The sequence below is a fragment of the Mesorhizobium sp. C264A genome (assembly GCF_040324515.1).
In the GTDB taxonomy this organism is placed as follows: Bacteria; Pseudomonadota; Alphaproteobacteria; order Rhizobiales; family Rhizobiaceae; genus Mesorhizobium.
Genome location: NZ_JAMYVY010000001.1, coordinates 2,482,515 through 2,495,615, shown reverse-complemented (window position 1 = coordinate 2,495,615; position 13,101 = coordinate 2,482,515). Strand labels below are relative to the sequence as shown.

12 protein-coding genes are annotated in these 13,101 nt (G+C 58.7%); 7 read left to right on the top strand and 5 right to left on the bottom strand.

Annotated elements, in window-relative coordinates; all coding sequences use genetic code 11:
- Window positions 1–73 precede the first annotated feature (73 nt).
- The gene (locus NKL04_RS12320) at window positions 74–853 is read right to left on the bottom strand and encodes a CDP-diacylglycerol diphosphatase (protein WP_023700588.1); all 780 of its coding nucleotides are present in this window, start codon (window positions 851–853) and stop codon (window positions 74–76) included.
- 227 nt (window positions 854–1,080) lie between these two features.
- Window positions 1,081–1,416: a Sec-independent protein translocase protein TatB gene (tatB, locus tag NKL04_RS12315; protein ID WP_023682870.1), complete on the bottom strand. Its 336-nt coding sequence runs from the start codon at window positions 1,414–1,416 to the stop codon at window positions 1,081–1,083.
- Between the two features lie 197 nt (window positions 1,417–1,613).
- On the opposite strand from tatB, the gene NKL04_RS12310 reads away from it, so the two are divergent.
- Entirely contained in the window at window positions 1,614–1,934 is a 321-nt protein-coding gene (locus NKL04_RS12310; protein WP_023689684.1) for a hypothetical protein, read from the top strand.
- 287 nt (window positions 1,935–2,221) lie between these two features.
- On the opposite strand, the gene NKL04_RS12305 is transcribed toward NKL04_RS12310, so the two are convergent.
- A complete protein-coding gene (locus NKL04_RS12305) occupies window positions 2,222–3,346 on the bottom strand; it encodes a DUF2333 family protein (protein ID WP_352630716.1) in 1,125 nt (374 codons plus the stop codon).
- 703 nt (window positions 3,347–4,049) lie between these two features.
- Window positions 4,050–4,880, bottom strand: coding sequence for a universal stress protein (locus tag NKL04_RS12300; RefSeq protein ID WP_023700586.1), 831 nt, complete (start codon window positions 4,878–4,880; stop codon window positions 4,050–4,052).
- A gap of 633 nt (window positions 4,881–5,513) precedes the next feature.
- On the opposite strand from NKL04_RS12300, the gene NKL04_RS12295 reads away from it, so the two are divergent.
- Window positions 5,514–6,248: an IclR family transcriptional regulator gene (locus NKL04_RS12295; protein ID WP_023682866.1), complete on the top strand. Its 735-nt coding sequence runs from the start codon at window positions 5,514–5,516 to the stop codon at window positions 6,246–6,248.
- Between the two features lie 179 nt (window positions 6,249–6,427).
- Window positions 6,428–7,132: a tetratricopeptide repeat protein gene (locus NKL04_RS12290; protein ID WP_245263077.1), complete on the top strand. Its 705-nt coding sequence runs from the start codon at window positions 6,428–6,430 to the stop codon at window positions 7,130–7,132.
- Window positions 7,133–7,230: 98 nt separating this feature from the next.
- Here the strand turns inward: NKL04_RS12290 and NKL04_RS12285 are convergent, their stop codons facing one another.
- Window positions 7,231–7,947: a hypothetical protein gene (locus NKL04_RS12285; RefSeq protein WP_023700584.1), complete on the bottom strand. Its 717-nt coding sequence runs from the start codon at window positions 7,945–7,947 to the stop codon at window positions 7,231–7,233.
- 569 nt (window positions 7,948–8,516) lie between these two features.
- Between NKL04_RS12285 and NKL04_RS12280 the strand changes: the two genes are divergently transcribed.
- The 4 genes from NKL04_RS12280 to NKL04_RS12265 all read left to right on the top strand — a co-directional run bounded on the left by NKL04_RS12280 (window position 8,517) and on the right by NKL04_RS12265 (window position 13,001).
- A complete protein-coding gene (locus tag NKL04_RS12280; protein ID WP_023673600.1) occupies window positions 8,517–9,191 on the top strand; it encodes a response regulator transcription factor in 675 nt (224 codons plus the stop codon).
- Complete coding sequence (locus NKL04_RS12275; RefSeq protein WP_023682864.1) at window positions 9,178–10,584, top strand: sensor histidine kinase; 1,407 nt, start codon at window positions 9,178–9,180, stop codon at window positions 10,582–10,584. The genes NKL04_RS12280 and NKL04_RS12275 overlap by 14 nt, the downstream gene beginning before the upstream one ends.
- Complete coding sequence (locus NKL04_RS12270) at window positions 10,581–11,684, top strand: ABC transporter substrate-binding protein (RefSeq protein WP_023682863.1); 1,104 nt, start codon at window positions 10,581–10,583, stop codon at window positions 11,682–11,684. The genes NKL04_RS12275 and NKL04_RS12270 overlap by 4 nt, the downstream gene beginning before the upstream one ends.
- A 213-nt stretch (window positions 11,685–11,897) precedes the next feature.
- Window positions 11,898–13,001, top strand: coding sequence for an ABC transporter substrate-binding protein (locus tag NKL04_RS12265; RefSeq protein ID WP_023682862.1), 1,104 nt, complete (start codon window positions 11,898–11,900; stop codon window positions 12,999–13,001).
- Window positions 13,002–13,101: the final 100 nt, after the last annotated feature.

Sequence of the window (13,101 nt, the reverse complement as noted above, 5' to 3'; positions counted from 1 at the left end):
AACGTCGATACCAGCTTTCAAGGGGTGACGGTATCAGGTGCGGCCATTGGCCTTTCCAAATACCTCGTGGCGCTCATCGCGAAGTGCAGTCGTGATCTAAAAGGCGCTCGGCGGCGGAGTGCTCCCAGTTGGCCAGAATGTAAAACCCTGGCCTGGCATGGGCCAGTTCGGCCCCAACAACGACGATATTTACCCGATGCATGGCGCGCCGAGCCTGCGGCAACCCGGCAGCAACAATGCCGGCCACGTTGGTGGCTGCCAAATCCGGCCGATCGACCGCCTTGATCCAGTAGCGTTTTCCCATCAGCGCCAGGGGGAACAGCTGCCATGGGCCTTCGGTCTTCGGCCCGGTCGAGGCGAGTTTCTTTTCTACCGATGCTGCAAGGCAATCGACGTGGATGTGGAACTGATCCTGGGACCGCGCAGTTCTGGAATTCACCGCCAGGGCAACCGCCGTTCGTGGCAGATATCGTCCAAGGCTCGCCGAAACCCTGTTTCGAACTTCCCATGCCCGATGCCAGAGTTGGGCACTGTCCTCCTCACGGACCGGCGGGCTTTCAATACCGGCAACAGCCGCAAGTGGCATCAACAGAAACTCGGTCCGAAATCGGGGCGACTTGATGAGAGCCGACCCAGGTGGGCCCTGTTTGGGCAGGACCACTTCCTCGCAAGGGAAGGCGCTGCCAAGATGCGCCGCGGCAAAAGCGCAAGTCTGCACAACCTGCCAGAGCGCGTTGCGATGCGCGGGAGCGGAGCCGACGCTACTGGCCGACACCGTTACAAACAATGTCAGCAGTGCCCGGAGGACCCTGTCCCGAGCCAAAAGGCCCCACAAATGGCGTTGGATGGTCATGGGTAGCGGAAACCGGCAGCGCAAGATTGCCAACAATATCAAAGCTTCTGGACGACAATGATGGAGGAACTGCGACCTGCAACCGGGTATGTAGCAGCCGAAATGTCGTTCACGAGGCTTGGAGACTGAGGCTGCGTTCGGCGGAACCGGGATGGTATCGGTGGAGCCGCTGTTTGACTCCTTGAGATGGTTTCGTTCAAGCGGGCTGTCGCCCTTTTGGTGTCAGATCACCGGTTGGATGCGGTGGACGCCAACTTTGAGTCAGCGCTCTGTTCAGCAGCCGGATTGCGATCGTTATCCTTCCCTTCGATGGCCTTATCAGCGCTTTGCGATACACTTTCCATTGAATTCTTTAGCACCGAGCGGGTTTCCTGCAGGTCGAGTTCCTTCTCGGCTTGTCGTACGGCGTCGTCAAACTGCTTTCGAAAATCACCAGCGATCCGATTGAATGTCTTCATCATTGCCCCCGCCGATCGCATTACTTTTGGAAGCTCCTCTGGTCCGAAAACAACGAGCGCCACCACAAAGATGACCACCAGGTGGGTCATGCCAAGTCCGAACATCGGTAAGTCCTCTCGCGCACATCGCCGGCAGTGACAATCTCTCCGCGGTTTTGCGTCGACCTATCGGGTAGCGGTTCGATCGACACCGCCGAGCCTGCCATCAGACCGCCTCGCGTGAGCCATTCCAGTATGCGCCGCGCGATTGTCGTCCATACTTCGCGCCATGTGGCACCACCCGTCAACCCGAATATCAAGCCATGCTCACAGCAAGCGGACACCACGCCGGAGCGGATGGCACACGGCCCAGAATCTTTGAAGCGGGCGCCTACTCCTTTTCTGACGAACTCGGCGGATTACGGGTCATTTCAGTCTCGGGAGCAGGAACGAGGGGCGCCCCCATCGTGGTCACCGGGGAACTTGAATCGGTTGATCCCGTAGCCCTGACCATACGGACCATCCGGCCGGTTCAACCCTTCGGGCACTTTGGCAACTACGCCGCGGGTTTCATTCCCCTCAAGATCGTCGCCCTCAACAATAGTCGTCACGCCTGGGTCGAATTCGAGCTGGAGTTGCATTAGATTCTCAACAGCAGAGCGATTTCGGCGACGGGCTTTGGTTCGACAAGGCACGCCGCGGGACGGGTCCAATTTTGTCAAGCAGTTTAGCCGGACCTCACGACCGCCTCCTGTTCCGCAAAGGCAAGGTCGATCCGTGTAGCGATGGTGCGGACTTGGTCAGGCCTGCGAGCACAACCAGTTTCCCGGATGAAGGCCATTACTCGTCAAGACACCCACCCAGGAGGCGTGCTGAAAATTCGGTTCTGGGCGAATTTCACCGTTCACAAAACTGGGTCGGTGGCAGCGAGTTACTGCGCAATAACGTTGCTAATCTCGATCATGTTTGAGCGCACGCGCAACATGTAGAAGCCAATTGTCGTTAGGTGGTTCGGCAGCAGCCAGCCGTCCTCGCGGCCGTTGGCGATGATTAAGGGCAGGATGCGCAGCGCCGAGACGAACTGCGCATCCATGGTGTCCCACAGGTTCTGCAGGTGCTTTTCCTTGATCACGTCCTCGAAATCGGCCTGGGCGCCCTTCATCAGCCCGTAATAGGCATAGAGCTGACCATAGGAGAACCAGAAGCGGTCGTCGGCGCGGAAGTCGAACCAGCCATTGTTGTGGTTCTCGGCGCGTTCCTTGAGGATCGCCGAGGTTGAGCCGATGTCGGAGGAGATGCGGTCGATATACTGTTTCAGATTGTCGGCTCGGGCATCGAACGTCGCCTGGCAGGTGGCCAGCCGAGCATTGAAGGAGCGCAATTTGCGAACCGCGTCGCGATAATAGCTCGGCGTCGGCGTCTTGGGTCCGAACGGGTTGAGGCCGAAATACCAGGTTTCCTCATCGAACTGCAGATTGCCGCGCGCATCCTGTAGGTCGGTGTCGATCTGCGATGTGGTGCGCACGCGGCCGAGATTGTCGGCAAGCTCGGTGGAGGTGCGCCGCACCGCCTGGTTGATGCCCCGCTGGAACGAGGCCTTGTTGTCCATGAACGGCGTGTGGTCCCAGTCGATGCCGAACAGGCCGAGTTTGTAGAGGATCATCGACGAGATCCAGGCATTCTGGTTGACGTTGAAATCGGTGAGGTCGGCCGCGACCTGGGCGATACCTGAATTGCCGCAGGTCTTGGCGGTTTCGGTGCCAGCGCCGGCCGCGACCTGTTCGCCGGCGGAAATGTTGCGGTTCTCGAAGGTGTATTTGTCGACGTAGTTGGGATCGAACTTGTTCCACCACTGGGTGGCGTAGAAGAAATTGGCGTAGAGACCGATCAGAACCAGCAGCGCGAGGCCGACCGCCGCCTTCAGGATCCAGCCGCGCTGTGTGTACCAGCGCCCGGCCCACAGGAACGGCCAAAGGATCACGCCGAAGGCGAGGCCGATGCCGCGGCCGATCCACTGGAAGATGCGGGTGAAGAAATTCACGATCGGATCAAGCATGGCTCTCGTTCACCCCTTCAGCATGATGCCAAAAAGTTGCAGACTTTTTGGATGACATCATGCGCCAAAACAATAAGTTAGAACGAAATGACGGCTCATTTCGTTCTAGTCAGTCAAGCCGTAAAGGCGCGTGCGAAACGCCACCTTGTCCTTCAAATATGTGGTTTGCAGAACGACGCGCTGCATAGACCATCCGTCCCGGTTTTCAAACCGCATGGTTATCGGCACACACCATACCTCGCCTAGCCATTCGCACACGACAGGCAATTTCGGCGCTTTTTATGAGCGCGCCTTCGTGCCAGTTTACTTCGTTCTGATATCGATAGACGTTCGCCAAATGCAAGCAGTGTGCCTCTGCGAGATGCCCGTCTTGACGTTTGAGACTGCCAACATCATCTAGTGTTCGCTCAGCCCCAGACTTCTGGCTCTGTGCGAGTTCGGCCTCAAGTGGTTGCAGGCGCGGACGTGATGGGCACCAAAGGCGGACCGTCATTGTCGGCCTCTGGCAGGGGCAGGAATCAATCGTAGGTGCCGCGAACGGCTATGCTCCCGGTTCAGGTCGAGTTCGATATCGAAGGCAAAACAATCGGCAACTCACGAGCAATCCGGCAGTTTCGTCTTGGGCTAGTTTAGAACCTGATACAGTGCGCCGCTGGCACAATCGTAGTAGCCAACCCGCCGCCGACAACTCTCGGGCAGATTTCTAGTGCGACAAAAGGACAGGCAGGCGCAGATCGCCAAGAACGCTTTTGGTTGCTCCACCCACGACAAAATCTCTCATCCGGGAATGGCCGTATGCACCCATAACAAGCAGATCGGCGCCCATGCTGACAGCGCGCGCCTGAAGCGTAACGCCAATGGGGCGATCTTCGAGGTCGATTGAGATCCCCTCAGCGGGAAAGCCACGCTTTCTCAGGCTCAGGGCGAGGCGTTCGCCAATATCGCGCAGCGACTTTTCGTCTGTCACTGTCAGTACCGTTATCTTTGAGGCACATTGCAGAAACGCGTGCGCATCGGCAACGGCCCGGGCCGCAACGCGGCTACCATCCCAAGCGATGATGACATGATCGATCGCACCAACGTTTGCGTCTTCCGGCAGAATTATGGTTGGGCGACCCGAACCAAACAGGACCGCATTAACGGTCATGCGCGCAGTCTGGTTATTTGGCTCCAACCCAATCAAAGCAAAATCGAAATAGCGTGACTGAGTTGCCGCAACATCGCCGATAGATGCTGGCTGAACAGCAATCTGCTCGGTTGTGAGGAGCGATCCGACGCGTGCCGCTTCAGCTTTCAATGCCTCCAGCAAATCGAGCCCATGCTTGCGGCTGGTCGCTTCTGTCTCCCGGATCATTTCGGGAAGATCGATCAAGTATCGCGAAACCGGATTGGAAATACCCGGAATATCGACATTGATCGTCAATGCATGAAGTGCGGCACCAACGTGCTTGACCACCGCGATTGCGTTTGATGCGATTTTGGTGGAATTCGCTTCCGGATACGTCGCCAGAGGAAGTAAGGCAATTTTGCTCATCAGACCTCAACCCCGTTATTTCGATCGCCGTCGACCATTGGCCCAATGCGTGTCACACTCAAGCCAGCCATTTCAGCCTACAAAAACTCAGACGACCGAGGGTTGTTACTGCCTATCCAAGGCGATCTTGCGCCGCGCCGATTCCGTCCTGAACGACTGTGGCTATAATGGCAGGCATCCAGGAACAGAGATGGCAAATGACGATTGGCCTGCTTGTTGCCATGAGCGCAGTGCCGCTCGCAAGCATTGTTTGAACAGTAGCGGTAGGCGATGATGTGGCCGCAACCCAGCGGTTCACGATCCGCGCCGGGGAAACCACGCTCCGCGACCATCCTGCTAAATCAGGATACCAGCCAACTTGGATGCTGGGGAGGCTGCGACACAACTTGGAGCACCCGACGCGCCAGTATTGTGTCCCCCACATCATGTCCGACAGGACGCGACATTTGAAGATGCAGTAGGTCCTCTTTTTCCACGATCGTGTAGGATTTTCAGTTACCGACAGGATAATATGCTGAATGATGAAATGGCACTTTGCTTTTCGCGAGCGAGGTACTCCAAAGCTGAGCACGTGGGGACGTGATCAGGACCCGACTTCGCAACTGAGCTTTGGCGTTCAAAGGAACCAAACGCGTGAACCATCAGGCGGTGGAGCAAGCTGACACAAGAGCGGGAGGGGTTGAAGCTGTCGATCGCGCGCTTTCGATCCTCGGGTGCTTCACAGAGCATGACGAGGGTTTAAGCCTGGCTGAGATATCTTCTAGAACGGGCCTATACAAAAGCACGATCCTTCGGTTAACGGAATCCCTTGTCCGCAGTGGCTACATTGTTCGCATGGCGGACAAGCGCTTTGCTGTCGGCCATACGCCGATGATATTGGCCTCATTCTACCGTCGTCGTTTTAAGATAGAGGCATTCGTTCGGCCTCTCCTTTTGAGCCTTGTCGAACAGGCGGGTGAAAGCGCATCGTTTTTTCGAAAGGAGGGAAATGACGGAATTTGCCTATTTCGCGCAGACTGTCGTCATTTGATCCGTGATCAAATCCGAGAGGGTGATGTGCTTTCGCTTGACGGTCACGCAGCTGGCCAAGTGCTTGCACGGTTCAGTACGGCTAAGCCTAGGACGCGAACAGCTCTTATGGCGAAGATTCCGTTTATATCGCTCGGGAAGGGAGATTCCGAAACAGCTGCGATGGCCGTACCGGTTTTTTCAGGCAGCGAGGGCTTGATCGGAGCGCTGGCTGTTTCTGGGCCGCTGACCAGATTTACGCCGGAAAAGTTGGTCAGCATCAGACCGCTTTTGCTGGGTTTTGGCGAACGTCTATCGATATCCCTTGCGAGCAAACAATATGCACAAGCGCGCTCATAGAATGGTCGTGACCAGCACGTGTCTGCTTAAGGGAAGGGGAGTAGCAGTTGGGGCGGATTGGTGGCAAGCGAGGCTCCAAGTCGGTTACTCTCTGCTCTGTGGCAAGTGGTCCCGCCAAACATGACTGGAATCGACATCGGCCCCTTGCGGACATGACTGCCAGTGAGCGTCCAAGCATAATGCGCACCAATCAAAACGATAGTGACGATCTGATCCGCCGCGCTTTGGCCGCGTTCAATTCCGGCAATCATCGCCAAGCGATCGATGTGTGCGAATTGGGCCTGAAGCAGCACCCAGGCGACCCGGCGCTTTGCCATCTTCTGGCGGCTGTATTGTTCGCCAAGGCAGATCTGCCGGAGGCTCGTGCGCGCATCGAAGCAAGCCTTGCCACTCGACCCGACTATGCGCCCGCCTTGATACTGGCATGCCGGATTGCCCGGGCCGAAGGCAGGTTTGAAGCGGCGTTTCAGTTCCTGGACCGCGCGGCAAGACTGTCATCTCAGGCGGAAATGCTCGTCGAACGGGCACGCACCTTCGATCAAGCAGGCGATGCCCCTGCGGCGAGCGCGTCCTGGACACTTGTCTTGCAACGGGATCCGAAATCCGGGGAGGCAGCGGCGCGCCTCGGGCGCCTTGCATGGCAGCGCCGAGCGGCTGTCGAGGCGGAAGGTCTGCTCGAACGCGCAGTCGCTGGCCGCGGGCATCTGTCGGCCTGGTTCGACCTCGGGCTGGTACGTCAGGACATGCGCAAGTTCGGCAGCGCTGCACAGGCCTATCGACGCGTGCTTGAGATGAGCCCGGCGCCCCGGAAGCGGCTGTCAATCTGGGTGTCGTCCTGCAGGAAACCGGCGACCTCGACGAGGCCATGGCAGCGTATTCATTAGCCTATGGTCTCAGCTCATCCACCTTCAGCGTCATCGCCATGGCGCTGACGTCGGCGCCAAGGGGCCGGCTGTGGCTTGATGAGAAAGCGCTGCGTCGCTCACTCGCTGGCGGAGCGTCCCCGCCTGGCGCGAAACCGCTTGCGGTAGACGCCGGGCGTTGACAGGACATCGGCGACCGTCTGCGCATAGGATGCCTGTCGCTTTTCGTCGAACACTTCGTATTCGAGCTGCGGCGCGGCCCGCGGAACCGCAAAGCACTGCGCGACTGGAGTTCCTTTCCTGAGCACGCCAGAGAATCCGGGCTCCGTCCAGATCGCCGGGAAATTGATGCCCCCATCGCTGAACCGGTCGGAATCCACCAGGCCAGTCACCAGCCTGAAGGGAAGATCCTCGCGATTGACCGGATGCTTCGCGAAGAGCGACCAGCCGTCCTCGATCTGTATGGTCCAGAAGCTGTTGAATTTGATAGCGGCTTGACCGGGAGTGGCAAACGGGCTGCCGGCGAGCTGCCCCGGCGTGTGGAAGCTCAAAGGCGCTCGGGGGTGGTTCTCACTGACCGGGTCTGGAATGTGCCAGTCCCAGGAAAAGGTCCCTTTGTCGACGACGACGTCGCACGGCAGGAGGATCATGAAGCCATAGGTCATCGCATCGATAACGGGCGGGCACTGCTTGAGCGTGCGAATGTCGCGGCCGTGGATCGCCGAATAGGCAGTGGCGGGCATTGCGCGCAGCCAATCCGGTAGAGCACCGCGCGCGAGGATCGGGCGTGGCAAATGCTCGATCAACATCGGATCACATCGGAAAATGACACGCATCGTCGCCTCCCGGCGTTGCGGTACCACGATTGCCGATCACACTCCAAGCGGCGATAAGGTAGGGCAATGCTGCACTAACACCTTGGACAAATTGGCGAGTTTTTCTTCAATTCAGGCGAGACCCAGCCATTTGCTAGGCCAAGCTGTTCCAAAGGCTATCCGGAAGGGCGCAACGCAGTCAACAAACCGCCGCGTCACACATGACCAACGGCACAATCGCCACCAAGACTGCCGCGTTTGCGAGGATAAACGGAGGGCGCTGCCAAGCAACCAGGCAAAAGATGAAAATGACGACGCCAACGACAACAAGATGCAGGCGAAAAGTTCACCGTGTCTTTGCGAGAACGACAGTCGACATCGTAGCTTGCATTTTGTCGTCACGACAATCCGGGCATCCTGTCTCGCCTGATGCGCCCTCGTCGGCCGACAGTGTATACGCAGATCAAAATGAAGGCAGACGGCATGGCGCAGCCAGTCGTTCGGATGATTGGAAGCTGAACAGCTGATATCCGCAGATGCTGTCGAGCGCGACGCTTGATAGGCTACTGCTTCCGTGCAAATGCTCCGTCATGCGAATTCTCCTCGTCGAAGACACGCACGACGTTGGCGAGGCAATCAGCCGCCGCTTCGAAACGATCGGCCATGCGGTCGATTGGGAGACGGACGGTCGTGCTGCCGCAGAAATCCTCGGTTTCACCAGCTACGATCTCGTCATACTCGATGTCATGTTGCCCGGCCTCGACGGGTTCGAAATCGTTCGAAGGCTCCGGCAGGCAAGAAAGACGACCCCAGTTCTGATGTTGACGGCCCGTTCGGAGATAGAGGACCGCGTTGGCGCGCTCGATATCGGCGCCGACGACTATCTGGTCAAACCGTTCGATTTCCGCGAATTGGAAGCGCGCGCCCGTGTTCTGCTGCGGCGGAAAAGCGGCGAGGCGACCAACATCGTTCAGTGCGGCGATGTCGTGCTCGACCGCGCCAGCCGCTCGGTCCGGGTAGGCAGGCGCGAGGTGCAATTGAAACGACGCGAAATGACGTTGCTTGAGATACTGGCGTCGCGGCCAGGTCGCGTCTTCAGCAAGGATGAACTTATCGATCAGCTTTTTGGGTTTGACGAGCCGGTCAATCAGAACGCGATCGAACTTTATGTCGGCCGGCTGCGCAAGAAGCTGGAAGGCGCCAAGGCGCAGATCGTCACCGTGCGGGGCATGGGATATCAGCTGGCTTCCGATGATACCGGCTGAGCCTTCCCTTTTCACGCGCCTGGCGGTCCGCATCTCGCTGGTGCTGGGCCTGGGCGCGGCTCTTCTGGTGAGTGCGGCGTGGTACTACGCGCGAACCGCCGCCGATGACGCCTATGACCGGCTTCTGCTAGGTGCGGCGATCCAGATGGCGGACAGCCTTACGGTTGAATCCGGTTCACTCATCGTCAACTTGCCGGTATCGGCTTTTGAGCTCCTGGGCCTCGCCAGCCGCGACCGCATCTTCTATCGCGTGATCGATCCTTCCGGCGCGACGCTGACAGGTTATGCCGATCTGCAAACAGAAGTTGATTTGGCAGCAATACACGATGTCCCGGTATTGGAATCGGCGCGTTATCGCGGCGAACCGGTCCGCATAGCGGTGGTGGCTCGCGCTCTATCCGATCCCGCCGTATCCGGTTGGGCGCATGTCATCGTTGGGCAGACCACGGAAGCGCGCAGTGCGCTCGCGGGGGAGTTGACGCTCAGAGCGACCGTCCTCCTGGTAATCATGAGCATATTGGCATTGGCTGGGGCGATGGTGGCCATTCGCTATTCTCTGCAACCGGTCAAGCATCTGGGAGCGACGCTTCGCCGTCGTGATCCACAAGACCTTACGCCCGTGACAGTCGTCGTCCCGCGAGAATTGCGGCCTTTCGTTACTTCCATCAATTATTTCATGAGTCGGCTCGACGAGCGCGTGAAACTCCTGCAGCGCTTCATCGCCGACGCGGCGCACCAGATCAGAACGCCGCTGACGGCACTTACCGCGCAGCTCGATCTGTTGAGTCAAGCCAAGCTGGACAAGTCGAGCCGCCAGCATCTCGATCGCGTACAGCAGCGCGCCGGCGAACTTGCGCGCCTGACCAACCAGTTGCTCAGCCACGCCATGGTCATCCATCGTGCCGATTCCGTGCAGCTTCAGCCGCACCACCTTGCAGACGTCGCACGGCGCGCTTTCCGTGCGGCGGTTCCGATAACTATCGATTCGGACATCATCGTCTCCTTCGAGGCGCCTGACGATGAACCTGTCGTGCTTGCGGACGCCGTCAGCCTGCGTGAAGCGATCGTCAATATCATCGACAATGCCCTGCGCCACGGAGTGATGTCGCGCCTTGAGGTCAGGGTACGCAGCGACGGTACGCTTGCCCATGTCGAGGTCGAGGATGACGGACAGGGCATTCCGTCGAGCGAGTGGGAGCGAGTCACGCAGCGCTTCGAAACGTCCAAATCTCACGACGGCAGCGCAGGTCTGGGTTTCGCCATCGCGTCGGAGGTGGCGGCGGCTCACGGTGGCGCGCTGACCTTTCGCGAGAAAAGCGAGGATGGCGGGAAGCGCACGCAAGGGTTCACCGTCACCTTGACGTTGCCCATCGCCAGAGAGAAGGCAGGATGATAGCGAGAGCATTGCGGGCATTCACTTTACTGGCTGCAATCCTTTTGTGCGTCGATCAGGCGGCAAGAGCTGCTGAAGGAAGCAGCGCATTTTTCCCTTCGCCACAGCCGGAGAAGGATCGACTGTCGATCCACGCCGCGACCGATCTGGTGGCGATGGAACCCCTGATCCGGGACTTTCAGTCCGTTTTCCCCAACGTTGCAGTCGACTATGTTGAATATGTCACCAACGACTTGCAAAAGAGTGCCAGCGAAGCCTGTCGGACGGGCGCGGTGCTGGGCGACATCTTGTTGTCGCCGTCGGTCGACCAACTCGTGAAGCTCGCCAATGACGGCTGCGCGGCGCCGCACGTGTCGGCGGAAACCGCGCATGTCGCCGACTGGGCAAACTGGCGCGACGAAGTATTCGGCTTTACCTACGAACCGGCCGTCTTCGTCTACAACGCCCGCCTCGTGCCGTCCGGCGACGTACCGCGCACCCACATCGAACTCGCCGATCTTCTTAGGCGGCGGCTCGATTTTTATCGTGGGCGGGTCGGAACGTTCGACATCCGGCTTTCGGGCATCGGCTACCTATTGGCGTTCAGTGATGCGCGGCAGACGACCGCGGTCTACGGTCGGCTTCTGGAAAGCATGAGCCGAGCGGAAACCGTGGTTCGTTGTTGCACCGCGGAGACCCTTCAGGACGTTGCAAACGGGACCCTGTATATTGGCTACAATATGATCGGGTCATACGCCTATGCGGCGGCCAGGGACAATTCCGACTTAAGGGTCGTTGTCCCGCGGGACTATGCGCTGATACTCAGTCGTGGCGCGCTCATTCCGAAGACGGCACCGAGTATGGCCCTTGCCAAACGATTTCTCGACTACCTTCTGTCAGCCCGGGGACAGAAAGTCGCGAGGGAAAGTTCCTTTTTCTTCGCCGAGAATGGGCAATTGCCTGACGGAGCGGACGGCCCGGAAACACTTGGCGAGTCTGGTATCGCGCGCGCCATTCGCATCGGCCCTGCGTTACTTGCCGTACAGGACGAGGCGCTGCGCCGCCGCTTCATCGAAGATTGGAGCAAGTCGATGATCGGTGCCCAGGGCCAGCGACCGTGACCCCGCAGGATGCCGCTCCAAAATTTCCACAATCTCAGCGATATGTCGATGTGGCCGATCCGGCTGTCGTCGAGAAACTGAGCACGACCCATCGGGCCCAAGTCGGCTGAGCAAACCTCTACATTGCCGTGACAGGTTGGTGACAGGTCAGGATGATACTCGCCTTTTGTGCCTGGAGGAGGTACGATTTAGGCGAACTTGGAGGAGACCTCAATGAAAAATCGTCTTGCGACGATGACGGCCGTGCTTTCGCTGTCAGCCGCTTTCGCGACGCTTGCCCCCGCTGCCGAAATTCCCGCCGGGTATCCGGACAACTACAAGGATCTGGTGGCCGCCGCCACCGCGGAAGGACACCTCAGCATCTATTCGACGACCGATGCGGCGCTGGTCCAGCCCTTGCTCAAGGATTTCGAAGCAGCGTTCCCCGGGATTGCCGTAGAATATTCCGACCTCAATTCGACCGAACTCTACAATCGCGTCATTGCCGAAACCGCTTCGGGCCAAGGCACGGCGGATGTCGCCTGGTCTTCGGCTCCGGATCTGCAGATCAAACTTGCCGCAGACGGTTATGCGCAGGAGTACAAATCCGTCGAGGCGGCTCACGTTCCGGCCTGGGCGTCGTACAAGGGCATGATCTATGGTGCCACAGCCGACCCGGTGACTTTCGTCTACAACAAGCGTCTCGTGCCTGAAGGCGATGTTCCCGCAAGCCACGCCGATCTGCTCAAGCTGATGACCGGCAAGACCGCCGATTACGACGGCAAGATCGCGTCCTACGATCCGGAAAAGTCCGGGGTCGGCTTCTATTTCTACAACCAGGACGCCAAGACCTGGACCGATTCCTGGGCGCTCAACAAGGCTTTTGGCAAGGCCCATATCAAGCTCTATAGCTCCGCCGGCTCGATGATTGAGAAGGTCACGTCTGGCGAACATTCCATCGCCTACGGCATCTTCGGCTCGTATGGCCTCGCCAAACAGGCCAAGGACGAGAACCTTGGTGTGATAATCCCCAAGGATTATGTTTTAGTGACCACCCGCGCCACGGTCATTCCAGCGGAAGCCAAGGATCCCAATGCGGCGAAGTTGTTCGTCGACTATCTGCTGTCGGCGCGCGCGCAGAAGCTGATCGCCAACGACATCAAGCTCTATGCCGTTCGTGATGACGTTGAGGGGGCAACCACGCTGGCGTCCATAAAGGCCGCTGCCGGCGAAAATGTTCATCCGATCGCGCTCGACGACAAACTGCTCGAAGGCCTGGACGAGACGACACGGCTGGCGTTCCTCAACGAGTGGCAGAAAGCCATGAAGGGCGAGTAATCGCCTGATCGGGAGTGCCGCCACAATCGGCTCTTCCGCCTTTCTTGCTGTTAAGAACCATCGGAACGGCGCGCTTGCGCTCTTGCTAGCGGACGGCCCC

What these genes read in the sequence shown, in the direction of transcription:
- NKL04_RS12270 (WP_023682863.1), top strand. Translation starts at nt 10,581, where the DNA reads ATGATAGCGAGAGCATTGCGGGCATTCACTTTACTGGCTGCAATCCTT.
- NKL04_RS12310 (WP_023689684.1), top strand. Translation starts at nt 1,614, where the DNA reads ATGCTCACAGCAAGCGGACACCACGCCGGAGCGGATGGCACACGGCCC.
- NKL04_RS12300 (WP_023700586.1), bottom strand. Translation starts at nt 4,880, where the DNA reads ATGAGCAAAATTGCCTTACTTCCTCTGGCGACGTATCCGGAAGCGAAT.
- NKL04_RS12320 (WP_023700588.1), bottom strand. Translation starts at nt 853, where the DNA reads ATGACCATCCAACGCCATTTGTGGGGCCTTTTGGCTCGGGACAGGGTC.
- NKL04_RS12280 (WP_023673600.1), top strand. Translation starts at nt 8,517, where the DNA reads ATGCGAATTCTCCTCGTCGAAGACACGCACGACGTTGGCGAGGCAATC.
- tatB (WP_023682870.1), bottom strand. Translation starts at nt 1,416, where the DNA reads ATGTTCGGACTTGGCATGACCCACCTGGTGGTCATCTTTGTGGTGGCG.
- NKL04_RS12305 (WP_352630716.1), bottom strand. Translation starts at nt 3,346, where the DNA reads ATGCTTGATCCGATCGTGAATTTCTTCACCCGCATCTTCCAGTGGATC.
- NKL04_RS12285 (WP_023700584.1), bottom strand. Translation starts at nt 7,947, where the DNA reads ATGCGTGTCATTTTCCGATGTGATCCGATGTTGATCGAGCATTTGCCA.
- NKL04_RS12275 (WP_023682864.1), top strand. Translation starts at nt 9,178, where the DNA reads ATGATACCGGCTGAGCCTTCCCTTTTCACGCGCCTGGCGGTCCGCATC.
- NKL04_RS12265 (WP_023682862.1), top strand. Translation starts at nt 11,898, where the DNA reads ATGAAAAATCGTCTTGCGACGATGACGGCCGTGCTTTCGCTGTCAGCC.
- NKL04_RS12290 (WP_245263077.1), top strand. Translation starts at nt 6,428, where the DNA reads ATGCGCACCAATCAAAACGATAGTGACGATCTGATCCGCCGCGCTTTG.